Origin of the sequence: Micromonospora sp. NBC_00898 (assembly GCF_045207895.1) — a bacterium.
Classification (GTDB): domain Bacteria; phylum Actinomycetota; class Actinomycetes; order Mycobacteriales; family Micromonosporaceae; genus Micromonospora.
This window is the reverse complement of the sequence record NZ_CP108775.1, coordinates 6,950,653-6,973,354: the sequence shown is the minus strand read 5'-3', so window position 1 is coordinate 6,973,354 and position 22,702 is coordinate 6,950,653. Positions and strand designations below refer to the sequence as shown.

The following is a 22,702-nucleotide window of genomic DNA, read 5'->3' as shown; positions in this document are numbered from 1 at the left end:
CGCGGACCGGACCGGTGGGGCCTCTGCCTGCTCATCCTCCGACCTCCGAGAGATCCGGTCGGGGCCGGTCCGGACTGTGGACCTGGTCCAGCGAGCGGACCGCCGGGATCGGCGAGGGCAGCAGCCACAGCACGCACAGGGTCCCCCCGACCGCCGCGATCCAGAGCGTGGGACGCAGACCGAGCCAGCTGCCGAGCGCTCCGCCGGTCAGGGCGCCCAGGGGCCGGATCCCGTAGTTGACCGCCGAGTACGCCCCGGCCACCCGGCTGCGCAGGCCGTCCGGGATCACCGCCGCGTTGAGCGCGTTGAGGTTGACGTCGAACAGCATCACGCCGATCCCGGAGAAGAACTCGGCCGCGCCCACCAGCGCCACCCTCGTCCAGAGTGGCCCGTCGGCCACCGCGACCAGCGCGATCGAGGCCGGAAAGACGACGGCGCCGACCACGATGCTGCGGCCCACCCCGATGCGGGCGGACAGCCGGGGCGCGACTACCGCGCCCAGCAGTCCACCGACCGCGCCGGCGCCGAGGGCGAGGCCGAGCAGGCCGGCCGGCAGGTCGAGGGTGCGGCTAGCGAAGACCACGAGCAGGGCGCTGAACACGAAGGTGAAGTAGTTGACGGTTGTCGTGCAGCCAAGGCTCGCGCGGAGCACGGGGTGCCGGAGCGTGAACCGCAGCCCCTCCCGGGCCTGGTGCCACAGCGTGGCGGGCCGGGGATCCTCCCCGTTCGTCGCCGACGCCGCGGGACCCGACCGGATCCGGCCGATGCCGAGGGCGGAGAGCACGAACGAGACCGCGTCGACCAGGATCGCGACCGGCGCCGTCAACGCCTGGACCAGGGCACCGCCGAGGGCCGGGCCGGCGATGAACGAGACCGACCGGCTGGCGCTGAGAGCGCTGTTGGCATCGAGATAGCGGGACCGGTCCACCAGGAGGACGAAGAAGGCCGGGTACGTCGTGTTGAACAGCACGGACGCGGCGCCGGTCAGGAGCGCCACGGCGTACAGCTGGGCCAGTGTGCCGGCGTCGAACGCGAACGCCACCGGCACCGTGACCAGCAGCGCGGCCCGGATCAGGTCCGCCACCACCAACAGCCGCTTCTTGTCGGCCCGCCGGTCCACCCAGGCGCCGAGGAAGAGCGCGGCGAGGTTCGGCAGCCACACCAGCGCGGTCAGCACCGACACCTGGGCGGCGGTGGCGTCGAGGACCAGCACCGCGAGGAGCGGGAAGGCCAGCTCGGAGATCCGGTCGCCGAACTGGGAGACCGTGTGCGCGAGGAAGAACGACCGGAAGCGGGGCTCGCGGAGCAGCGCGCGGCGCGGCTCCGCGGTGCCGCTCACTCCGCCGCCTCGGGCAGCACGTAGCGCACGAACCGCACGTAGCGGGCGCCCGGCGGCTGGTCGGCGGCGTCCCGGGTGACGTACGGCGCCAGCACCCGCTCGATCGCGGCGTTGACGGCGGCCAGTTCCGCCACGGTCAGCCCCACCCCGGTGTTCGACATGCCCGCCTCCCGTCGCCACTCCGGTTCGAGCCCCGGCTCGACGTGGGCCAGCCAGCGCCGCGGGACGTCCTCGTGCTGCGCGAACATCGTCCGGCTCAGCACCTGGCTCGCGGCCCGCCCCTCCTCGTCGTCGGGGAACTGGAAGCGGATGCCCCGGGCGCTCGCCTCCCAGTACCGCTTGCGCGCGTCGCCACCGAGGTCGCTGTCCCGCACCAGCCCGAACCGTGCCAGGTGACGCAGGTGCCAGCTGGTGACCGAGGGCGACGCACCGACATGTTCCGAGAGCTCCGTCGCGGTCGCGGCGCCGTGGCGCTGGAGCCTGGACAGGATGGCGAGCCTGACCGGGTGCGACAGCGCCCGCATCGCGTGCGGGTCGGTCAGTTCGAGGTCGCCGTACGGGTTGCCCCCCGGACCGTGGTCCGGATTTCTGAGAGACATGTTTCGAAGATATTCTCTCAGAACTCGCCCGGCAAGACCCCCGGCTGGATGGACAGGTTTCCGGAGACCGGACCGGGGCCGACGGGCACGCCCTCGGCGGAAAACGGCGAAGGGCCCCGGAGCGAACTCCGGGACCCTTCGCGACGAGTAGCGGGGACAGGATTTGAACCTGCGACCTCTGGGTTATGAGCCCAGCGAGCTACCGAGCTGCTCCACCCCGCGTCGACTCACAAAGCCTATCGCATCCCCGGCGCGGAGATCAGCCGGGTCCCCGATCACGCCCGGGCGGGCCGGGAACGACCGGACCGGGAAAGCGGAACGGCCCCGAGGATCAGATCCTCGAGGCCGTTCCGTCGTCGTAGCGGGGACAGGATTTGAACCTGCGACCTCTGGGTTATGAGCCCAGCGAGCTACCGAGCTGCTCCACCCCGCGTCGGTAAGACAACCGTAGCCTACCGACCCCCCGGCCCGCAAAACGGGACGGCCAGTCAGTTCCACCACCTCCGGATCGCCTCCACCGCGCGCCGACTGTCGGCATCGACCTGCGACCGGGTGCTGGAGGTGCTCTCCCAACCCTGCTCCCACAGCACGGTGACCACGTCGCCGATCCGCATCGCCCGGACCAGGTGGACCTCGTCGCCGCCGGAGGGATCGCCGTTGACGTCCCGGGACGGCTCGCGGATCTCGAACAGCACCGACTCGTCGCCGTACCCGCCGCCGCCCAGCAGGCGCTGCGTGGACCGCACCCCCGGCGCGTTGGCCACCTCCTGCTCCGGGCAGTTCCGGACCGCCTGCCGCAGCTCCCGCAGCGCGTCGTCGGCCCGCCCGGCACGGTAGATGGCAATGCTGTGCCGGTAGCTGCCGTCCGGCACGTACCCCGCGGGGGTCCCGGCCAGCTTGTACGCCAGCACGCGCGCCCGCCGCTGGACGATGCCCGACTCGCCGGGCTCGGCGCCGCAGAGCTCGGGCAGCACCGGCCCCGGCGTGAACTGCGGGGCCCAGCCGGCGTCGTTCGCCGCGGCCAGGGTGAAGAAGGCCCGGTCCGGGATGGCGGTCGGCGTCCGGGAGGTCGGCCGGCCGCCGGAGGGCGACCTGCCAGGCGTACGGGACGGGGTCGCCCGGGGCCCGGTCGGCGACGGCGCCGACGACGGCGCGCCGGGCGTGGGGCGCGCCGACGTGGGAGTGACCGCCGGCGGCCCCGGCGGGGTGTCCGGACCCGCGGTGAGGACGAACTGCGCGCCGGCCACGGTCCCGGCGACCAACGCCGCCACAGCCAGCGCCCCGACGGCGGCCCGGTTCCGCGCCCGGCGGTCGGCCCGTCGACGCAGCTGCTCCGGCGCCACCAGCGCCTGCCCGTCGGTCTCCTCCGCCAGCGTCCGGTACAGGCGGCTCAGTTCACGCGACATCGTTGACCTCCAGCTCCTCGGTGGAGACCCCGGGCAGCAGCTCGGCCAACCGGGACCGGCCACGGGACAGCCAGGACTTCACGGTGCCGGCGGGCACGCGGGCCTCCCGGGCGATGTCCTCCACCGACATGTCGAACAGGTAGTGCAGGGCCAGGGCCTGCCGCTGGTTGACCGGCAGCTGCCGGAGCGCGCCGACGAGCAGCACGCTGTCCTCGCCCGGTGGCCGCACCACGTCCGGTCGCCCGGTACGACTGATCGCCAGCCACCAGCCGCGCGACCGGCGCCACCGGTCGGTGGCGAGCCGGCTGACCACCAGGCGCAGCCACGCCTCCGGGGCCGGGTGGGCGGCGAGCTTCCCCCACTGCCGCCAGGCTCGGGCGTACGCCTCCTGGACGAGGTCCTGGGCCTCACCGGAGTCGCCCACCACGGCGCGCCCGTACCGGAGGGTCCGGGCCGACGTGCTCCGGTAGAAGTCGTCGAAACTCAGCGCGTCCCTCATCTGCCGATCACTCCTCCCCCGCTGTCCCACCTGTACAGATGACGGGGGAACGGGGCGCCGGGTTGCGGGCGCGGCGTCCGGAATGCGACAGAGCCCGTGGCCGGGACCGGTACGGGTCCTCGGGCCACGGGCTCCCTGGTCGAGCCGGGCGTCAGCCGTTCGGCGAGGGTGCCGGGGACGCGGACCCCGGCGGGGACGCGGACGGGCTGCCGCTCGGCGTCGGGGCCGCCGACGGGTTGGCCGCCGCCTGCGCCTCCTGGAACGCCGTCATCGCCTCGTCCAGCGTCTTCAGCGCCCGCCCGTACCGCTCGAAGTCGCCGGACGCCTGCGCGGCCTTGACCTCGGCGATGGCGGTCTGCACCTTGCCGGCGGCGTCGGCCAGCGCGCCGGTGAGCGCGGGCGGGTTGCCGCCGGTGTTCGGCGGGGTCCCGCCGGTCGGCGGCGGGGTGCCCTGGCCGGCTCGCTTGCCCTGCTCGACGAGCTGCTTGATGCCGTCACTGAGGTTGTTCGCCAGCGCCACGTACGACGCGCCGTCGCCGTACGACAGCAGGACCTTCTGCAGCGACGGGAACGCATCCTGGTTGTTGCTCTTCACGTAGACCGGCTCGACGTAGAGCATCCCGTCGGCGAACGGCAGCGACAGCAGGTTGCCGTACTGGACCTGGGCCTGGTTCGACGAGAGCAGGTTGAGCTGCTGCCGGATGTCGCCGTTGTTGGTCATCTGCTGGTGCACCTGCACCGGGCCGGCGGTCCGGGTCTGGTCCGGCAGCTCCAGCACCTCCAGCTTCGGCTGCCCGTCCACGTACGAGCCGGAGATCAGCGCGGCGAGGTTCTGCCGCCCGTTCGGGGTGACCGCGGAGGTGAGCTGGAAGCGCGGCCCGTCCTGCCCGGGGAACTCGGTGAACAGGTAGTACGGCGGCTGCTTCTGCCCGCTGTCCGGCGCGTCCGGCACGTTCGGCACCTGCCAGAAGTCCTGGCCGGAGTAGAAGTCGCCCGGGTCGGTGACGTGGAACTTGGTGAGCAGGTTGCGCTGCACCTTGAACAGGTCGGCCGGGTAGCGGAAGTGCTCGGCCAGCTCGGCCGGGATGGCCGACTTCGGCAGCACCAGGTCGCCGCCGAACGCCTTGTTCCACGCCTTGAGCACCGGGTCGGTGTCGTCGAACTGGTACAGCCGGACGGTGCCGTCGTACGCGTCGACCGTCGCCTTCACCGAGTTGCGGATGTAGTTGACGTTCTCCCGGGCGAGCTGGAAGGTGCCCCGCCCGGTCAGCTCGTCGGTGGTCTCCGCCTGCAGATTGACCCGCTCGGCGTACGGGTAGGTCGCCGCCGTGGTGTAGCCGTCGACGATCCATTGGATGCGCCCGTTCACCACCGCCGGGTACGGGTCACCGTCGAGGGTGAGGAACGGGGCGACCTTCTCCACCCGGTCGCGCGGGTTGCGCACGTAGAGCAGCTTCGAGTTGTCGTTGACCGCCTCGGAGAGCAGGAAGTTCGACTCCTGCTCCTTGATCGCGTAGAGCAGTCGGCGGGTGAACGAGTCGATCTTGACGCCACCGTCACCGGTGTAGGTGTAGTACTGCTCGCCGCCGGTCGAGGTCGGGCGGTCGAACTCGACGTTCCGCTTCTCGTCGGTCTGCCCGACGATCGCGTAGTCGTCGGCCTCCATCCGCTCGCCGTAGTAGATCCGCGGCTGCTGGGCCGGGATCTGCTCGCTCGGCGAGGAGCAACCCGCGGTCTCCTTGCCGGCGTCGCCGAGGAAACCGGAGACGAAGTACGGCTGCCCGTTGCAGACCTGGTTGGCCGGGGCGCCGACCAGGCCGTAGCCGTGGGTGTAGACGGTGTGCCGGTTGATCCAGTTGTTCTGCTGCGTGGTCAACTCGCCGTAGTTGATCTCTCGGACGCCGACCACGTAGTCGGAGGTCTTGCCGGCCACCGCGTACCGGTCGATGTCCAGCTTCGGGCCGAAGTCGTAGAAGCCCCGGACCTGCTGGAGCTGGGTGTACGTCTCGGAGACCAGTTGCGGGTCGAGCAGCCGGATGTTCGACACCACCGAGGTGTCGGTGGCCAGGCTGGCCGGCGGGGTGAAGTTGTTCGCCGCGTACCCGGCGCTCTTCGTCCCGCCCAGCCCGTACGCCGCCCGGGTCGCCTCGATGCTCCGCTGGATGTACGGCGCCTCCTTGTCCCGGGCGCTCGGCTTCACCTCGAACGTCTGCACGGCCCACGGGTAGATGCCGCCGATCGCCACGGCGGAGACGCCGAGCAGGCCCAGGGCGATGCCCGGCCAGACCAGGTTCCGCATCACCGCGTTGGAGAACACGATGATCGCGATGGCCACCACGATGGAGATGTAGGCGAGGATCTCCTTCGCCGGCAACAGCGCGTTCACGTCGGCGTAGCCGGCCCCGTAGAGCTTGGCGCCCTCGTTGTACTCCAGCAGCATGGCCCGCCGGTCCAGCACGTACGCGATGGCCTTGAGCAGGACGAAGACCGCGACCAGCGTGCTCAGGTGGGCCCGGGCGCCGTTGGTCATCCGGTCCCCGACGCCCTGCAACCGGACCCCGCCGAAGATGTAGTGCACGGCCAGCGCGCCGAGCAGGGCCAGCACCACCGCGGTGAAGCCGACGCCGAGCAGGTAACGCCAGAAGGGCAGTTGGAAGACGTAGAACCCGACGTCGACGCCGAACTCCGGGTCCTTCACGCCGAAGTTGCCGCCGTTGCGGAACAGCAGCCACTGGCTCCACCGGCTCTGCGCGGACAGCCCGGCGAAGAGGCCGATGACCGCGGCGGCCAGGGCGATCCAGGTGCCGAGCCGGGGGCTCAGCAGCATCCGGTACCGCTCCAGGGTGGCCTGCTCGACGGAGTGCGGACGCATCCTCGGCCGCAGCCGGTGGGCCAGCCACAGGTTCACCGCGATGACGGCCGCCATCCCGAGCCCGACCAGCAGGAAGAGCAGCAGCCGGGTGGCGAGCACCCCGGTGAAGACCTGCGTGTAGCGGACCTCGTCGAACCAGAGCCAGTCGGTCCAGGCGTTGACCCCCCACCCGAGCAGGGTGAAGAGCACGAACACCCCGATCAGGACCCCGATGGTGACGCGTCCGCGCCGGCTCATCCTCGGCAGGGGGCTGCTACGCATGACCACTGTTGGCTCCGCACGCTCGATGTGATCGGCTCCGACCAGGCACCCAGAGTACGGGGTGTTCCTGAACACGTCGGGTCAAGGTCACGTCACGATCGTCGGGCGTCCGGTGAGCCACGGCTCAGCAGCGGGTCGGCTGCCCCCCGGTGCGCAGCTTCTCCAACGCGGTCAACGCGTCGTCGAGCGAGGCCACCTTGAGCAGCGGCAGGTCGGGCTGCGGGTTGCGGACCGCCTCGGCGCAGTTCTCCGCCGGCACCAGGAAGACCTTGGCGCCGGCCTCCTTGGCGCCGACCAGCTTCTGGGCGATGCCGCCGATCGGGCCGACCCGGCCCTCGTCGTCGATGGTGCCGGTGCCGGCGATGACCTTCCCGCCGGTCAGGTCGTCCGGCTCCAACTTGTCCACGATGCCCAGCGCGAACATCAGCCCGGCGCTCGGCCCGCCGATGTCGCCCAGGTCGATCTTCAGGGTGAACGGATGCGGCTGCTGCTGGTCGATCTCGATCCCGATCCGCGGCCGGCCGTCCTGCTCCCGGCTGGTCAGGGTGGCGGTGGCCGGGGCGCCGTCGCGGGTGTAGCCGATCTTGAGGGCGGTGCCGGCCGGCTTGGACCGGATCAGCTCGGTCAACCTGCTGGCACTGGTCACCTGCTGGCCGTCGACCGAGGTGAGGACATCACCGGGCTTGAGCACGGCGGCCGACGGGCCGCCCGCGGTGACCCCCTTCACCAGCACCTGGATCGGGTAGCCCAGCTCCCGCAGCGCCGCGGTCTCCGCGCTGGTCTGCGAGTTCTGGAAGTCCTCGGCGTTGCGCTTCTCGACCTCCTCGGTCGACTCGCCCGGCGGGTAGACCAGCTCGCGGGGCACCACCGCCTCGTCGGAGGAGAACCAGCCCGCGAGCGCCGAGCGGAGCTTGACGGTGGGCTGCACGCCGACCGTGGTGAGCCGCAGCTGCCCGGCGGAGGTGGACGTCGCCCGCCCGGTGACCTGGATGACCTCCTTGCCGTCCGAGGTGCCGAGCGTGTTGACCGTCGGGCCGGGGCCGAGCACCACGTACGGGATGGGCACGCTCAGCACGCCGACGCTGAGCAGGGCGGTGAGCAGTGCACCGAGGAGTACGGTCACGCCGCGACGTCTCATGCGCCAGAGCGTACCGATCTGTCGGGCGGCGTCCGGCGCGGTGACCGCGGGACTTCGCCCTCAGCGCAACGCCAGCGGCGGCGACCTGGGGCGGGGCACGCGTACCGTAGATGTCGTGCCTGATATTCCGTTCGGATTCGCGCTCCCGGGTGGGCAACCACCAGACCCCAACGATCCCGCGCAGATGCAGCAGTTCATGTCGCAGTTGCAGCACCTGCTCTCCGCGCCGGGCAGCGGGCCGGTCAACTGGGACCTCGCCCGGCAGGTGGCCGCCAGCCAGCTGGCCGCCGCGGGCGACCCGGCGGTCTCGCCGTTCGAGCGCAACGCGGTGGAGGAGGCGCTGCGCATCGCCGACCTCTGGCTGGAGCCGGCGACCTCGTGGCCCACCGGCATCCGGACGTCCGTCGCCTGGAACCGCAACGAGTGGATCTTCAAGACCCTCGACGTGTGGCGCAAGCTCTGCGACCCGGTGGCCAGCCGGATGGTCGGCGCGATGGGCGACCTGGTGCCGCCGGAGGCCCGGGCCCAGCTCGGCCCGATGCAGTCGATGGTCGCCACGCTGGGCGGCGCGCTCTTCGGCGGCCAGCTCGGCCAGGCGCTCGGCTCACTCGCCGCCGAGGTGCTCTCGGCCGGCGACATCGGCCTGCCGCTCGGACCGGCCGGCACGGCCGCACTCGTCCCGGCCAACATCCGGGCCTACGGCGAGGGCCTGGAGCTGCCCGAGGACGAGGTACGCCTCTACGTGGCCCTGCGCGAGGCGGCGCACCAGCGGCTCTTCCAGCACGTGCCGTGGCTGCGCGGGCACGTGCTCACCGCCGTGGAGAACTACGCCGCGGGCATCCGGGTCAACCGGGAGGCGATCGAGGAGGCGATGGGCCGGGTCGACCCCACCGACCCGGAGTCGATGCAGGCGATCGCCCTGGAGGGCATCTTCACCCCGGAGGACACCCCGGCGCAGAAGGCCTCCCTGGCCCGGCTGGAGACGGTGCTCGCCCTCGTCGAGGGCTGGGTCTGCCACGTGGTCGACACCGCCGCCGGCGAGCGGCTGCCCAACGTCGTCCGCCTCGGCGAGGCGTTCCGCCGCCGCCGGGCCGCCGGCGGGCCGGCCGAGCAGACCTTCGCCGCCCTGGTCGGCCTGGAGCTGCGTCCGCGCCGGCTGCGCGAGGCGTCGGTGCTCTGGGCGGCGCTGACCGAGCACCGGGGCATCGCCGGCCGGGACGCGGTCTGGGGCCACCCCGACCTGCTCCCCTCCGACGACGACTTCGCCGACCCGGAGGCCTTCGCCGCCGGCGGGCTGGACCTCGACGACGAGCTGGCCTCCTTCGACTTCACCGCCCCGGGCGGTCCCGAGGAGCAGGCGCCGGGCGGGACCACCCCGCCCCGCCCCGACGAGGGCGACGACACCGACAAGTCCTGACGGGCACGTCCGACAGGCACCGCAAGACCCGCACCGCGTGCGGGAAGGAGTGGTCTCCCACGTACGGAGACCACTCCTTCCCGCAACACGTGTCGATCTTGCCGGTCTTCAGCCGGTGTGGCCGGAGAGCAGGGCGCGGGTCGCCTCCCAGCCTTCGAAGGCCGGATCGAGCGTGCCCAGGTCGGCCGGCCCGCGCAGCCGTCGCCAGCCGGTGGTCACCGCGACGTCGCCCGGGTGCGGGGCGTCGGCCCGCAGGTCCGCCGGCACGGCCGTGTCCAGATCCACCGCCGGCAGCCACTCCGGCACCGGCAGCCGCGACGCGACGCCGAGCAGCCCCGGCCCGGCCCCCTCGACCGGGGCCACGGCGACCGGCCGGCTGGTGAGCGGGCGGAGCAGCTTGCCGAGGGTCAACCCCGGCACGTCGGGCGCGTCGGCGGCCACCACGGCCGCCTGCTCGTACCCCGTCCGCCCGCCGCCGCCAGCGGCGGTCACCGCGGCGAACACCGCGTTGACCGTGGACGTGGCCACGTCGTACACGGTCATGTCGGGCCAGACCACCGCGTCGGCCAGCCACCGGTCGCCGGCCGTGACCGCGACTGCGGTCTCCACCTCGTTGAGCGTGGCGAGCAGGTCCACCACGTCCTCGGCGAGCGCGGTCCGCCACCGGGTCGGGTCGATCCCCGGCGGCGTCCAGGCCACCGGGCCGAGCAGCGCCACCACCACACGTCGAGCCACGCCCCGACCCTAGCCCCCGCGCCCCGCCCGCCCCGACCACCGGGACCGCCGATCATCCCGCCGCCAGATCCCCGACCTGGCGCTGTCCGACAGCCGCCGACACCGCCGGTTCGCCGATCTCGTGTCGATCACCCCGGCGTGCCGTGCCAGGCCCCGGGGCGGGCGGGGTTCCGTGCGCGCCGGCACCGCCCGCGTCGGCGACGTCGGGTCAGGAGGGGTGGGTCAGTCGGAGAGGGGGACGCCGGAGGCGGCCGCGACGCCCTCCAGGTAGCCGCGGGCCCGTTCGGTCTTCGGGTAACGGCCGACCAGGGCCCAGAACCGGGCGTTGTGGCTGGGCACGATCAGGTGCGTCAGCTCGTGCAGGAGCACGTAGTCGATCACCCAGTCCGGCATGTCCTGGATCCGGTGGGAGATGCGGATGGTGCGGTCGGCCGGGGTGCAGGAGCCCCAGCGGCCGTTCTGGTTGGTGACCCAGCGGACGCTGGCCGGGGCGGTCTCGACGCGGTGGTCGGGCAGGTAGAGGTCGACCAGCCGGGCGGCCCGGGCGAGCAGTTCCGCGTCGGAGCGGGCCAGCCGGCCTTCCCGGGCGGCGAGCCGGGCCAGCATCCGGTCGACCCACTCGCTCTCCTCGGCGCGGGAGAACTGGTCGGGGATGAGCACCACGACCCGCTCACCGTCGCGGTACGCGGACACCGTGCGTCGCCGGCGCTGACTGCGCCGTACCTCGACGACGGGCTTCCGCGTCCCGGCCATCACTGGCCCGCGCAGCCTCGGATGACTGTCACGAGGGAAAGCTAATGCGTACTGACCAGGGGTCCGCAAGAGTCAACACGACGACACGCGCCCGGAAAATGGTGGTTGGTCGCCAGGAGTCCTGAAAAAATTCTTTCCGGAGGGTGCGGAGGCACCTCCGGTCACCCTTCGTGGCGGCCCTCCGGCTGGTGGCGCGTCACCCGCCGGCCCACATCCACGTTAGGTGATCATCCGGCGGGGTGCCGCGCGGGGGCCGCCGGAAGGGGGATCTGAGCCCATTCACCCGGCGTGTCCCCGCCAAACTGACTTATCCGACGTAATTCGGCATGCACACTCTCGACGTCGACTTCCTCACAGTGTCGATGCACAGCTGACATGGAACCGCCCATAGCTGGGTAGGGTCCGCCAACCAGCGGTCATGAGCGTGGCCGCGGAGAAAGACCCAGCGCCGGAGCCCCATGGCCCGCCGCCGGGAAACCCGCTGGGACGGCGTGTCCGGCGGACGAGACGAGGAGGCTACCGTGGCCGACCAGGCCCAGACCTACAACGGTTACTGCGTCAAGTGCAAGGAGAAGCGGGACTTCGAGGGGCACGTCGAGGTCTCGAAGACCGGCATGAACATGGCCAAGGGCAAGTGCCCGGTCTGCGGGACAACAGTGAACCGCATTCTCGGCAAGGCCAAGGTCTGACCCGTACGGGTCCCGGGGGAGGGGTGGCCGGTGGCCACCCCTCCCCCGTGTCGCGTCCGGGGCAGGAGCGAACTGTCGACTGGCCGACAGTCCTACGGGCCGGTTGTGGAAAACCCGCCATTTCCTGTGGACAGCGCTGGAGAGAGCGCGGCGCACCTGTGGACAACGAGCGACGGAGGGCACGGACGCGGTCACCATCCGTGTCATGAGCCGTACGACCCCGCTGCCCCGCCCCACCCTGCTGCCGGGGCTGACCCGCCTCTGGCGGGACCGGCACACCCTGCAACTCGGGGTGGAACCGGGCCGCGCCGTCCTGCTGGAGGTGGCCAACCCCCGGGCGGCCCGACTGCTCGACCTGCTCGACGGCACCCGCAGCGAACGCGGCGTCCTGGAGGGCGCGGCGACCGTGGACGTGCCGGCCGACGAGGCCCGGGCCCTGCTCGACGCGCTGCACGCCGCCGGGCTGGTCGTACCCGCCCACACCCTGCTCCCCCGCGACCTCGCCGGCCCGGTGCGGGCCCGGCTCGCCGTCGAGGCCGGGGCCCTGGCGCTGGCCTCGCCCGGGCTGCCCGGCACGCCCGCGCAGGTGCTGCGTCGCCGCCGGGCCGCCCGGGTGCTGGTCATCGGCGCCGGCCGGCTCGGTGGCCCGCTCGTCGTCGCGCTGGCCCAGGCCGGCGTCGGCCACCTGGATCCCGACCTGGCCGGCCCGGTCCACCCGGCCGACCTGGTCGGCACCGGCCTGGTCGCTGCGGAGGTGGGCCGGCCGCTGGCCGCCGCGCTCCGCGACCTGCTCGAACGCGTCGCGCCGGGCACCGGGACGGCGCCGCTTCGGCACCGGCGGGTCGACCTGGTCGTCCAGCTCGGCACGGACCGGCCCGCCGCCCTGCTCGCCGCCCGGTACGCCCAGCGCCGCCAGCCGCACCTGCTGGTCGGCCTGCGCGGTGGCGTACCGGTGGTCGGCCCGCTGGTCCGGCCCCCGGTCGGGCCCTGCCTGAACTGCCTCGACCTGCACCGGGTCGACCGGGATCCGCGCTGGCCCGCGCTCGCCGCCCAGCTCGCGGCCGATGACGCGGGCCAGGCCTGCGCCGCCACCACCGGACTCGCGGCGGTGGCGTACGCGGCGGCGGAGGCGCTGGCCCACCTCGACGGCGGCACCCCCGAGACGCTCGGCAACGCGGTCGACATCGGCGGTGCTGGCCGGTTCCGCCGCCGGGCCTGGTCCCCACATCCGTCCTGTGAATGCTCGGGAGGGCGGCGGATCCGGTTCGAGCCCACCCGCTCCCGGCTTCGTAGCAGCAGCGGGCCCCCCGAGTCGGTAACAATGACCGGGTGACCGACATCCCGCGCCGGGCCGTGTCCCGGACCGCCAAACTCGCCGCTCTGCCGCTCGGCTTCGCCGGCCGGACCGTCCTCGGGATGGGCAAGCGGGTCACCGGGCTCGCGTCCGACGTCATCTCCGCGGAGATCCAACAGCGCACCGCGGAGCAGCTGTTCAGCGTCCTGGGCCAGCTCAAGGGCGGGGCGATGAAGTTCGGCCAGGCGCTGTCCGTCTTCGAGGCGGCCCTGCCGGAGGAGATCGCCGCGCCCTACCGGCAGGCGCTGACCAAGCTCCAGGAGGCCGCACCGCCGCTGCCCGCGGCCACCGTGCACAAGGTGCTCGCCGAGCAGCTCGGCCCGGACTGGCGGGACCGGTTCGTGGAGTTCGACGACACCCCCGCCGCCGCGGCCAGCATCGGCCAGGTGCACCGCGCGGTGTGGCGGGACCCCGGGTACGGCCCGTCGGGCGGCCCGCGGCACCGGGACGTGGCGGTGAAGATCCAGTATCCGGGCGCCGGGGACGCTCTGCTCGCCGACCTGAAGCAGCTCTCCCGGCTCGGCGGGATGTTCCGGGCGATCCAGCCCGGACTGGACGTCAAGCCACTCCTGGTCGAGTTGCGTGAGCGGATCACCGAGGAGCTGGACTACGAGCTGGAGGCCGAGTCGCAGCGCGCCTTCGCGGCGGCGTACGAGGACGACCCGGAGATTTTCATCCCGGAGGTGCTGGACGCCTCCCCGCGGGTGCTGATCACCGAGTGGATCGAGGGGACCCCGCTGTCGACGATCATCCGGGAGGGCAGCCAGGAGCAACGCGACGAGGCGGGCCGGCTGATGGCCATCCTGCACCTGTCTGCGCCGAGGCGGGCCGGGCTGCTGCACGCCGACCCGCACCCGGGCAACTTCCGGCTGCTGCCGGACGGTCGGCTCGGCGTGATCGACTTCGGCGCGGTGGCCCGGATGCCCGAGGGCACTCCCGAGCCGATCGGCCGGATCGCCGCGCTGGCGCTGCGCGGCGACGCGGACGGGGTGGTGGGCGGCCTGCGCAAGGAGGGCTTCGTGAGCCCCACCGAGCCGATCGACGCCGAGGCGGTGCTCGACTTCCTCCGCCCGATGCTGGAGCCGATCGCCGCCGAGGAGTTCCAGTTCACCCGGGCCTGGCTGCGGTCCGAGGCGACCCGGCTGGCCAGCCCCCGGTCGGCCGCCTTCCAGCTGAGCCGGCAGCTCAACCTGCCCCCGTCGTACCTGATGATCCACCGCGTGACGCTCGGCTCGATCGGGGTGCTCTGCCAGCTGGAGGCGAAGGCGCCGTACCGGGCGATCCTGGAGCGCTGGCTCCCCGGCTTCGCCCCGGTGGCCTGACCGGAGAAACACCGCGGGGGCGGTGGCCGGAGTTCCGGCCACCGCCCCCGCGTATCGGTACGGACTAGAGAACGCCCAGGTCGCGAGCCGCCTGGTTACGGCTGCTCATGGCGACGGTGCGGGCGGAACGGGTTGCCTCAGTGCTCGTGGTGGTGCGACCGGCCTGAGGCCGGGGCATTCGGGCCCGGGACAACGCTTCGTGGAGTAGTTGCATCTCGACGGCTCCATAGGGTGCGTACAGCATCTGATTCATCTCTCTGACAACCGGCTCACGGCCGGCCTGGGTACGGATCGGGTGCATTGTCAGGCTGCCAGCCGGACGACGTTCCGCGACTCGGACAGCCCACTGGCCGCCAGTCGCGCCTCGGCCTCGACCCGGAGGGCGGCGTCGCGGGCGAGGTCCTCCTTACGCGGACGGCCACGGGGCCGCTTGCGCGGGACGACCGCGCCACGCTCGAAGATCTCGCCGCCCCAGACGCCCCACGGCTCGGCCCGCTCCACCGCACCGGCGAGGCACTCGACGCGCAGCGGGCAGTCCCCGCAGAGCGACTTGGCCAGCTCGAGCTCGGCAGGCGAGTCGGAGAACCACAGGTCGGGGTCGAACTTCCGGCAGGGCAGGTTCGCCTCCACTTCGACGCTCACGTCGAGCGGGGCCAACGCCAGACTCATGCCCGGTCACCTCTCTCTCACATCGATCTCGTGGATCGCAGTTCCGACGTACTTCGGCAGGGCAAAAAACTGAGGCCGCGGATCCCGGTATGCGGGTTCCGCGGCCTCGAGGTGAGCCGGTGGTCTGGTGATCAGACCGGTCTACCTCGAGGTGGAACGCCGCGGACATCCATGCGCTTCTTGGCGCCATCGATGCCCTTGCCCGTGAAGCCACTGGTCCCCGGGAGCAGGATTCCGGTGGGCGCAACGGTCAGGGTCAGCTCGGCCTGAACCTGGACCTGGTGCACCTGCGGAACCGACGGTCGTGCAGCGGCAGCAGCGGCACGGGCCACCCGGACGGCCGACAGCGGCGCGCAGGAAGCCGGCATCACCGCCGGACGCTCATAGTTGAAAATCTTCACGGGTGCCACCTCCCTCACGTTCCTCGTGCCGACCATGGACTCAACCCCTGTGAACAGCCGGAATGGCGCCGCTCCCAAGGTGTGTCCTGAGGCTATTCCTCGCCCCAGGGCGAGGGCAAACGAATTTACGACCCGATTTCGAAAGTTTTCTCCGGGCAGACGTCGTCGACCGCCGCGCCCCCCACCAGGGCGAGCACCGTCTCGCCGTAAAGGCCCAGTTTGCGGGGCCCGATCCCGGCGATCGCGATCAGCTCCTCGGTGCGGCCCGGCTTCCGCTCGGCCAGCGCGGTCAGCGTGGCGTCGGTGAAGACCACGTACGCCGGGACCTTCTGGGCGCCGGCCACCCGCTGGCGCCAGTCCCGCAGCCGCTCGTACAGCTCCTCGTCGATGTCGGACGGGCAGGTCGGGCAGCGGCCCAGCTTGCGGTCCGCCCCGGCGAGCAGGGTCGCGCCGCAGATCCGGCACGAGACGACCTGGGTGCGCCGCCGCTCGGTCCGCCGGGCCGCGCCGGCGCCGGCCCGCTCGGCGCCACCGGAGCGGTCGAGCTGGGGCAGGAAGCGGGACGGCCGCCGGGCCCGTCCGCCCGGCGAGCGCGCCGTCGCGTACGACAGCCAGAGCCACTCCCGGGCCCGGGTGAGCCCGACGTAGAGCAGCCGCCGCTCCTCCTCGACCTGCTCGGGGGTCTTCGCGTACGTGGTGGGCAGGGTGCCCTCGGCGAGCCCGACCAGGAAGACGGCGTCCCATTCGAGGCCCTTGGCGGAGTGCAGCGAGGCCAGGGTCACCCCGTCGACCGTGGGCACGTGCTGCTGGGCGGCCCGGCGGGCCAGTTCGTCGTTGAAGTCGGCGAGCGTCACCGGCCGCTCGATCGCGGCGGCCTCGCCGATCGGCAGCACCTCGGGGGTCGAGGCGTACTCCTCGGCGAGTTGCACCAGGGCGGCGAGCGCCTCCCAACGCTCCCGCGCAGCGCCGCCGGCCGGGGCGGCGTCGGCGGCCCAGCCGACGGCGGAGAGCCCCTCGACGACGGCGGCCGGCAGCGGGGTCTCCCCCGGGATCGAGCGGGTGGCGGCGCGCAGCGCGACCATCGCCTGGCGCACCTCGGGCCGCTCGAAGAAGCGCTCCGCCCCCTGCACCACGTACGGCACCTCGGCCTCGGTGAGCGCCTTCTCGTACGCCTCAGACTGCGCGTTGACCCGGAACAGCACCGCGATCTCCCGGGCCGGGGTGCCGCCCGCGACCAGCGCCCGGCAGCGGGCGGCGACCGCGTTGGCCTCGGCCGGCTCGTCGGTGAAGATCCGCAGCTCCGGTTCGGGCCCGGCCGGGCGCTGCCCGACCAGCTCCAGCCTGAGCCGGGCCTCGGCGCCGCGGGCCTGCGAGATCACCGCGTTGGCCAGCCCGACCACCTGGGGGGTGGAGCGGTAGTCCCGGACCAGCCGGACCACCGTCGCGGCGCGGTGCCGACGCGGGAAGTCGACCAGGTACGACGAGGTGGCCCCGGTGAACGAGTAGATGGTCTGGCTGGCGTCACCGACCACGGTGAGGTCGTCCCGGCCGCCGAGCCAGGCGTCCAGCAGCCGCTGCTGGAGCGGGTTGACGTCCTGGTACTCGTCGACGACGAAGTGCCGGTACTGGCCGCGTACCTGCTCGGCGACGTCGGGGTGCTCCTCGATGCCCCAGACCGCGGCGCGCAGCATGTCCTCGAAGTCGATCACGCCGTTGCCGCGCTTGAGCTTCTCGTACGCGGCGAAGACCTCGGCCACCTTCGTCGGCTCGTGCGGGGTGTCGCGCAGCGCCTTGGCGGCGGCCACCACGTACTCCCCCGGCTCCACCAGCGACGACTTTGCCCACTCGATCTCGCCGGCGAGGTCCCGGGCGGCCGCCCGGTCGGTCCGCAGGCCCACCTTGGCGGCGGCCAGGGTGACCACCCGGACCTTGCTGTCCAGCAACTCCGGCATGGCCCGCCCCTCCAGCAGCCGGGGGGCGAAGTAGCGCACCTGGCGCAGGGCCGCGGCATGGAACGTGCGTGCCTGCACGCCCGCCACGCCCAGCCCGGTGAGCCGGGCCCGCATCTCGGCGGCGGCCCGGGCGGTGAAGGTGACCGCGAGCACGTGCCGGGCGGAGATCTCCCCGGTGAGGGCGCGGTGGGCGATCCGGGAGGTCACCGCGCGGGTCTTGCCGGTGCCCGCGCCGGCCAGGATGCACACCGGCCCGGCCGGGGCGGTCACCGCGGACCGCTGCTCCGGATCGAGCCCGGCCAGCACCCGTTCCGCCGCTGAGTGAACCACCACAGCCAGGAATCATTCCAGCAGTCGGCGATGTTGCAGCGGTTAGCCTGGCCTGATCTGACCGGGCCCGAGTCACCCCTTGGAGGACCTGACCATGCTGACGATGTATTCGACCTCGTGGTGCGGCTACTGCCACCGGCTGAAGTCGCAGCTCGACCGGGAGGGCATCGGCTACGAGGTGGTCGACATCGAGCGGGACCCGAAGGCCGCGGAGTTCGTGATGAAGGTCAACGGCGGTAACCAGACCGTCCCGACCCTGCGCTTCGCCGACGGCAGCGCCCTCACCAACCCCTCGATCACCCAGGTCAAGCAGCACCTCGCCAGCCTCAACGCCTGACCCACCCCGCACCACCCCCACGAAGAGCGGCCGCCCCTCCGGGGCCGGCCGCTCTTCCCATCTCCCGGCCCACCCCGCCCCTCCCCACCCCGTTGATCATGAAGTTACCGCCGCCATGCTCGCCGCCAGGGCGGCGAAGAGCAGGCGGAAGTCGGGGCGGCGCAGGACGGTGCGCATGGGTTCCCTCCGGCGGGGCGGTGCCCGGGGCGGGCGCGTCGGGGGGTGCCGGCCGGGACGCCGTCGTCGGGCGGGCACCTCTCCACAGTCCTCTTTTTGTCGCGAGACACGCCCTCGCCGGAACCTCCGGCACCGATCGCGCCGTCCATACTGACCGTGGGGGCCGAATTTCATACAGTTACCGTCGCGTCCCGCGGCGGTCGACGGAGAAGAGGACACCGTGCCTCCTGCCGTACCGAGCCCGATCCTGCGCCGGCGCAGGCTCGGCACCGAGCTGCGCCGGTTGCGCGAGGCGGCCGGTCTCACCGGGGACCAGGTCATCGAGCGGATCGGCTGGGCCTCCGCGTCCAAGTTGTCCCGACTGGAGAACGGCCGCAGCCGCCCCGACCCGGACGACGTCCGGGACCTGCTCGTCCTCTACGGGGCCGACGACGAGCTGCACGAGGAGCTGCTGGGGATCACCCAGGAGGCCGGCGACATGCGCGGCTGGCTGCGCAACTTCCCGGTGATGACCCAGCAGCAGCGCGGCTTCGCCGAACTGGAGGCGGGCTGCGCGGAGATCTCGGAGTACAACCCGGTCATCGTGCCCGGCCTGTTGCAGACCCCGGGTTACGCCCGGCACCGGATCATCTCCGCAGCCCAGGTCGCCGAGGCGGCCGGCGACCCGGAGACCGGTGACGACCCGGAGACCGAGGTACGCGCCCGGCAGGCCCGGCAGTCGCTGCTGACCCGCTCCCCTGACGCGCCCCGCTACACGGCGGTCCTGGAGGACGCGGCCCTCGGCCGGCGCGCCGGCCCGCCGGAGGTGCTGCACGAGCAGATCGTGCACCTGTGCGAGCTGGCCATGCTGCCGAACGTCACGCTGCACCTGCTGCTGCGGGACATCCGGATCGCCGACTGGTACCTCCCGCCGACCGCCTTCTCGGTGTACCGGTTCGCCGATCCGCTCGATCCGGAGACGCTCGCGATCGAAGGTGGCTTCACGGATGTCATGTCGACCGAGGCAAACGCCCTAAATCGCTATAAAGTGGCGTTCGAGTGGCTATGCTCGGCGGCGCTCTCCGCATCGGACACCCTCTCCTGGCTCATCGAGGCGACGGGACGGCTGACCGACACGGCTCCCGAGTCCACGGTGGCGTTCGGCCCGGCAACGGCGCCGTTCCAGCGCCGCCGTGACGCGGGGCGCCTGACGACGGACCGGTGACCTCACGAGGGGAGGGTCCGTCCGGCCTGCGGCGTCACTCGCCCCATCGGAGCACTCCAGAGCAGGAGCAGGACCATGAACGAGATCCGCAACAGCCCGGCCGGCCTCGCGCAGCAGCTCGCCGACGCGCCGTGGCGTACCAGCACCCGCAGCCAGACCTCCAACTGCGTGGAGGTCGCCCCGCTGCGGACCGGGCCGGCCGCGGTCGCGCTGCGCGACAGCAAGGACCGGGGCGGCCCGGTGCTGCTGTTCAACCGGGCCGGCTGGCTGGGCTTCATCGCCGGCGCGAAGAACGGGCAGTTCGACCTGAGCTGATCCGGCGATGACCCGGGGGCCGTCGGCGTGACGCCGGCGGCCCTCTCGCGTGTCCACTGCCGACAACCGTGCTGACGAGGCATCCCCCGATCGGTCTACGCCCCCGGGGCTCGTCGGGTTTCACTTGCTGGGACGACTGCCGCGCGTAACATGACGAAAGAGTGACGTGGAAGTTCCAGCGCGTACTCGTCCGTCGCGATCCGTCCGGGGGACACCCATGCGGTTCCTGATCGTTCGCACCGACATCCGCGCCGCCGCCGACATCGACATCGCGGCCGCCTGGGCCGACGGTGGCCGGCTGCGGGACGAGACCACCACGCCCGAACCCCGCCGCCAGGTCGTGCACGCCGAGGACCGCGACGCCGCGCTGCTGCTGGCCCGGGCCCTCGCCACCGTCGGGGCGGTCCGCGCCGGCCGGCAACGGGTCAAGGTGCTGCCCCTCTCCGACCCCGACCCCCGGTATCCGTACCGCTGGGAGCGCACCTGACCCCCACCTGACGTCCGTCGTGGCCGGACCGGCTTCCCCCGCCGTGTTCCTTGCCCCAGCCGACCACGACGGCCGGTGTTCCCGGCCCGTGACCCTCGCGGCAACGACGGTCACGGGTCGGGACCGCGTCCCGCCACCGACTCAGCAGTGGCCGTCGAGCCAGCGGTGGATCAGGAAGAGGGCGATCGACGAGGGCGGCGGGAGAACCAGACGGTTGCCCTCGCCGACGTCGACCCGGCGGTTGGCCAGGGCCGCGTCGATCTCCCGGCGGGTGAACCAGCGGGCGTGGGCGATCTCCGCCGGGTCGACGTGGACCGGCTCGTCGGCGTCGGCGCGGGCCAGGAAGCCGAGCATCAGCGAGCCCGGGAACGGCCAGGACTGGCTGCCCGCGTACGCGATCTCCTCGACCCCGACGCCGACCTCCTCGCGGACCTCGCGCAGCACGGCGGCCTCCGCCGACTCCCCCGGCTCGACGTAGCCGGCGAGGCAGGAGAAGCGGCGCTGGCCGGGGGTGCTCGGCCAGGTGGCGTTGTTGCCCAGCAGGCAGCGCCCCTCCGGTCCGGCCACCCCGTCGTGCACCAGCACGATCATCGCCGGGTCGGTACGCGGCCAGGCCCGCCCGCCGCCCGGGTCGACCCGGGACCAGCCGGCCTCGTCCACCTCGGTCGGATGACCGGTCGTCGACGAGTAGCCGTGCCGGAGGTGCCAATTGAGCAGCGCAAGCGCGGTGGTGAAGATGCCGGCGTCCCGGTCGACGAGGAGGTGACCCACCTCGCGCAGGTTGACCGCGCGGGTGCCGGGCAGCGCCGGCAGCGCCGCGTCCACCGCGAAGACCGGCACTCCGTCCGGCTCGACGCCGAGGAACATCGGTACCGACCGGGGCACCTCGGGCAGCTCGCCGGAGCCGAGCAGCACCAGCTCCGGCGGGGCCGCCTCGCCCCGGACCAGCGCCCGGCCGTCGTCGGTCGAGTCCAGCACCAGCACCCGGGCCCGTTCCCACGCCTCGGCGAGCCAGTCCGGGTCGGTACGCCGGTGCGCCGACCGGTCCAGCGTGGACCGGGCGAGCGGCGGGGCGGCCTCACCGGTCACGCCGGCTCCGTCCGGACCGGGGTCAGGGCGGACAGCGGCCCGGCGACCCGCTCGGCGTCGCCGAGCACCACGGTGACCGCCTTCGCCGGGGACAGGTAACGCGCCCCGGCCTCGGCGACGTCGTCCACGGTCGCCTTCGCCAACCGGGCGGCGTGCTCGGCGAGGAAGTCCAGGCGCAGCCCGTTGCCGGCGTACGCGCTGGTCAGCGAGGCCAGCCCGGCCTGGGTGGACATGCCGAGCTGGAGCGTGCCGAGGGCGTACTGGCGGGCCTGCTCCAGCTCCTCCGGCTTCACCGCCAGAGACGCCAGCCGGCCCAGCTCGTAAGTCGTCTCCAGCAGCGCGGGGGCGGTGACCTCGGTGGCCACCTCGGCGGCGGCGACCAGCACCGACCCGGCCACCGAGTGCTCGACCAGCGAGTGCGGGCCGTAGGTGTAGCCCTTGTCCTCGCGGATGTTCTCCACCCAGCGGGAGGAGAAGTACCCGCCGAAGATCAGGTTGGCCAGTTGCAGGGCGGCGTGGTCGGGGTGAGTGCGCGGGACCGCCGGCAGCGCGATGCGCAGCGACGACTGCACCGACCCCGGCCGGTCGACCAGCAGCAGCGGGCCGGGCTCCAGCGGCGGGGCGGGCGGCAGCTCGGCAAGGTGCCCGTCGCCCTGCCAGCCGCCGAGGGCCTGCTCGGCGGCGTCGAGCGCCCGCTCCGGCTGCACGTCGCCGACCAGCACCAGCACCGCCCCGGCCGGGTGCACCCGCTCGGCGTGCAGCGTGCGCAGGACCGGCGGGCGGACCGCGCGGACCTGGTCGGGCTCCGGGGTCTGGATCGCGTACGGGTGCTTGCCGTAGATCCGCTTGAGCAGCGCGGTGCGGGCCAGGTGCGCGGGCTGGCTCTGCGCCACCTGGATCCGGTCGACCAGCCGGTCCCGCTCGGTCTCGACCCAGTCGGCCGGGTAGGTGGCCCCGGTGAGCACGTCGGCGAGGATCTCCAGCATCCGATCCAACCCGGTGACCAGGCCGGCCCCGGAGAGCATCAGCCGGTCCGGGTCGACCCCGGCGGAGAGCCCGCCGCCGACCCGCTGCAGCTCGGCGGCGATCTGGGTGGCGGTCATCGTCTCGGTGCCGGAGAGGATGGTCTGCGCGAGCATCGCGCCGCGGGCCAGGTGGGTGCGCCCGAACGGCATCCAGAGCCGCAGCTCGACCAGGGGCACCGCCGGCCGGCGTACGGCGATCACGGTGAGCCCGTTGCCGAGCGTTCGCTCGGCCTGCTTGGGCAGCTTGAGCTTGCGGTTCGGGCCGAGCGGCGGCAGCGGCCGCGTCCCGGTCTCCACGGTTGCCGTCACCTGGCCATTCTTCGTTCGCGACT

General features: G+C 72.9%; 21 protein-coding genes and 2 tRNA genes. 8 read left to right on the top strand and 15 right to left on the bottom strand.

The features are described from left to right. Positions 1 to 31: 31 nt before the first annotated feature. From OG799_RS33930 to OG799_RS33895, 8 genes are all read right to left on the bottom strand, one after another. Positions 32 to 1,339 carry an MFS transporter gene (locus tag OG799_RS33930; RefSeq protein ID WP_406041166.1) on the bottom strand — a complete coding sequence of 436 codons (1,308 nt, stop codon included), beginning with the start codon at positions 1,337 to 1,339 and terminating at the stop codon, positions 32 to 34. Beyond that, positions 1,336 to 1,938 carry an ArsR/SmtB family transcription factor gene (locus tag OG799_RS33925; protein ID WP_406041164.1) on the bottom strand — a complete coding sequence of 201 codons (603 nt, stop codon included), beginning with the start codon at positions 1,936 to 1,938 and terminating at the stop codon, positions 1,336 to 1,338. The genes OG799_RS33930 and OG799_RS33925 overlap by 4 nt, the downstream gene beginning before the upstream one ends. Positions 1,939 to 2,086: 148 nt before the next feature. Further along, positions 2,087 to 2,160: transfer RNA gene (locus OG799_RS33920), tRNA-Met, on the bottom strand. A gap of 137 nt (positions 2,161 to 2,297) precedes the next feature. Further along, positions 2,298 to 2,371 (bottom strand) — tRNA-Met (locus OG799_RS33915). A 55-nt stretch (positions 2,372 to 2,426) separates the two neighbouring features. Beyond that, complete coding sequence (locus OG799_RS33910; protein WP_406041162.1) at positions 2,427 to 3,344, bottom strand: hypothetical protein; 918 nt, start codon at positions 3,342 to 3,344, stop codon at positions 2,427 to 2,429. Beyond that, entirely contained in the window at positions 3,334 to 3,843 is a 510-nt protein-coding gene (locus OG799_RS33905) for a SigE family RNA polymerase sigma factor (protein WP_406041160.1), read from the bottom strand. The genes OG799_RS33910 and OG799_RS33905 overlap by 11 nt, the downstream gene beginning before the upstream one ends. A gap of 151 nt (positions 3,844 to 3,994) precedes the next feature. Beyond that, positions 3,995 to 6,976, bottom strand: a complete 2,982-nt coding sequence (locus tag OG799_RS33900; protein WP_406041158.1) for a UPF0182 family protein — start codon at positions 6,974 to 6,976, stop codon at positions 3,995 to 3,997. A gap of 124 nt (positions 6,977 to 7,100) precedes the next feature. Then, positions 7,101 to 8,114: a PDZ domain-containing protein gene (locus tag OG799_RS33895; protein ID WP_406041156.1), complete on the bottom strand. Its 1,014-nt coding sequence runs from the start codon at positions 8,112 to 8,114 to the stop codon at positions 7,101 to 7,103. 184 nt (positions 8,115 to 8,298) lie between these two features. Here OG799_RS33895 and OG799_RS33890 point away from each other — a divergent pair, with 184 nt between their 5' ends. Then, positions 8,299 to 9,531: a zinc-dependent metalloprotease gene (locus OG799_RS33890; protein WP_406041154.1), complete on the top strand. Its 1,233-nt coding sequence runs from the start codon at positions 8,299 to 8,301 to the stop codon at positions 9,529 to 9,531. 108 nt (positions 9,532 to 9,639) lie between these two features. Here the strand turns inward: OG799_RS33890 and OG799_RS33885 are convergent, their stop codons facing one another. Both OG799_RS33885 and OG799_RS33880 read right to left on the bottom strand, forming a co-directional pair. Beyond that, on the bottom strand, positions 9,640 to 10,266 hold the full coding sequence (locus OG799_RS33885) for a hypothetical protein (RefSeq protein WP_406041152.1): 627 nt from the start codon (positions 10,264 to 10,266) through the stop codon (positions 9,640 to 9,642). A 222-nt stretch (positions 10,267 to 10,488) separates the two neighbouring features. Next, positions 10,489 to 11,019 (bottom strand): M48 family metallopeptidase, encoded by a 531-nt coding sequence (locus OG799_RS33880; RefSeq protein WP_406041150.1) that lies wholly within the window; start codon positions 11,017 to 11,019, stop codon positions 10,489 to 10,491. Between the two features lie 521 nt (positions 11,020 to 11,540). Between OG799_RS33880 and OG799_RS33875 the strand changes: the two genes are divergently transcribed. The 3 genes from OG799_RS33875 (at position 11,541) to OG799_RS33865 (ending at position 14,384) form a co-directional block, all read left to right on the top strand. Beyond that, positions 11,541 to 11,708, top strand: a complete 168-nt coding sequence (locus OG799_RS33875) for a DUF5679 domain-containing protein (protein ID WP_007464795.1) — start codon at positions 11,541 to 11,543, stop codon at positions 11,706 to 11,708. Between the two features lie 205 nt (positions 11,709 to 11,913). Continuing rightward, entirely contained in the window at positions 11,914 to 13,041 is a 1,128-nt protein-coding gene (locus tag OG799_RS33870; protein WP_406041148.1) for a TOMM precursor leader peptide-binding protein, read from the top strand. Further along, a complete protein-coding gene (locus tag OG799_RS33865) occupies positions 13,038 to 14,384 on the top strand; it encodes an ABC1 kinase family protein (protein WP_406041146.1) in 1,347 nt (448 codons plus the stop codon). The genes OG799_RS33870 and OG799_RS33865 overlap by 4 nt, the downstream gene beginning before the upstream one ends. A 303-nt stretch (positions 14,385 to 14,687) precedes the next feature. Here the strand turns inward: OG799_RS33865 and OG799_RS33860 are convergent, their stop codons facing one another. The 3 genes from OG799_RS33860 to OG799_RS33850 form a co-directional block, all read right to left on the bottom strand. Continuing rightward, entirely contained in the window at positions 14,688 to 15,053 is a 366-nt protein-coding gene (locus OG799_RS33860) for a WhiB family transcriptional regulator (RefSeq protein WP_406041144.1), read from the bottom strand. A gap of 131 nt (positions 15,054 to 15,184) precedes the next feature. After that, the gene (locus tag OG799_RS33855; RefSeq protein ID WP_406041142.1) at positions 15,185 to 15,490 is read right to left on the bottom strand and encodes a hypothetical protein; all 306 of its coding nucleotides are present in this window, start codon (positions 15,488 to 15,490) and stop codon (positions 15,185 to 15,187) included. A gap of 89 nt (positions 15,491 to 15,579) precedes the next feature. Next, positions 15,580 to 17,739, bottom strand: coding sequence for an ATP-dependent DNA helicase UvrD2 (locus OG799_RS33850; protein ID WP_406041140.1), 2,160 nt, complete (start codon positions 17,737 to 17,739; stop codon positions 15,580 to 15,582). Between the two features lie 91 nt (positions 17,740 to 17,830). Between OG799_RS33850 and OG799_RS33845 the strand changes: the two genes are divergently transcribed. From OG799_RS33845 to OG799_RS33830, 4 genes are all read left to right on the top strand, one after another. Continuing rightward, on the top strand, positions 17,831 to 18,073 hold the full coding sequence (locus OG799_RS33845; RefSeq protein ID WP_406041138.1) for a mycoredoxin: 243 nt from the start codon (positions 17,831 to 17,833) through the stop codon (positions 18,071 to 18,073). 397 nt (positions 18,074 to 18,470) lie between these two features. Then, positions 18,471 to 19,454, top strand: coding sequence for a helix-turn-helix domain-containing protein (locus OG799_RS33840; RefSeq protein WP_406041136.1), 984 nt, complete (start codon positions 18,471 to 18,473; stop codon positions 19,452 to 19,454). Between the two features lie 75 nt (positions 19,455 to 19,529). Continuing rightward, entirely contained in the window at positions 19,530 to 19,769 is a 240-nt protein-coding gene (locus tag OG799_RS33835; RefSeq protein ID WP_406041134.1) for a DUF397 domain-containing protein, read from the top strand. 217 nt (positions 19,770 to 19,986) lie between these two features. Beyond that, positions 19,987 to 20,256, top strand: coding sequence for a hypothetical protein (locus tag OG799_RS33830; RefSeq protein WP_406041132.1), 270 nt, complete (start codon positions 19,987 to 19,989; stop codon positions 20,254 to 20,256). 141 nt (positions 20,257 to 20,397) lie between these two features. On the opposite strand, the gene nudC is transcribed toward OG799_RS33830, so the two are convergent. Further along, the gene (gene nudC, locus OG799_RS33825; RefSeq protein WP_406041130.1) at positions 20,398 to 21,345 is read right to left on the bottom strand and encodes an NAD(+) diphosphatase; all 948 of its coding nucleotides are present in this window, start codon (positions 21,343 to 21,345) and stop codon (positions 20,398 to 20,400) included. Then, positions 21,342 to 22,679: a M16 family metallopeptidase gene (locus tag OG799_RS33820; protein ID WP_406041128.1), complete on the bottom strand. Its 1,338-nt coding sequence runs from the start codon at positions 22,677 to 22,679 to the stop codon at positions 21,342 to 21,344. Before OG799_RS33820 ends, nudC begins: the two co-directional genes overlap by 4 nt. Positions 22,680 to 22,702: the final 23 nt, after the last annotated feature.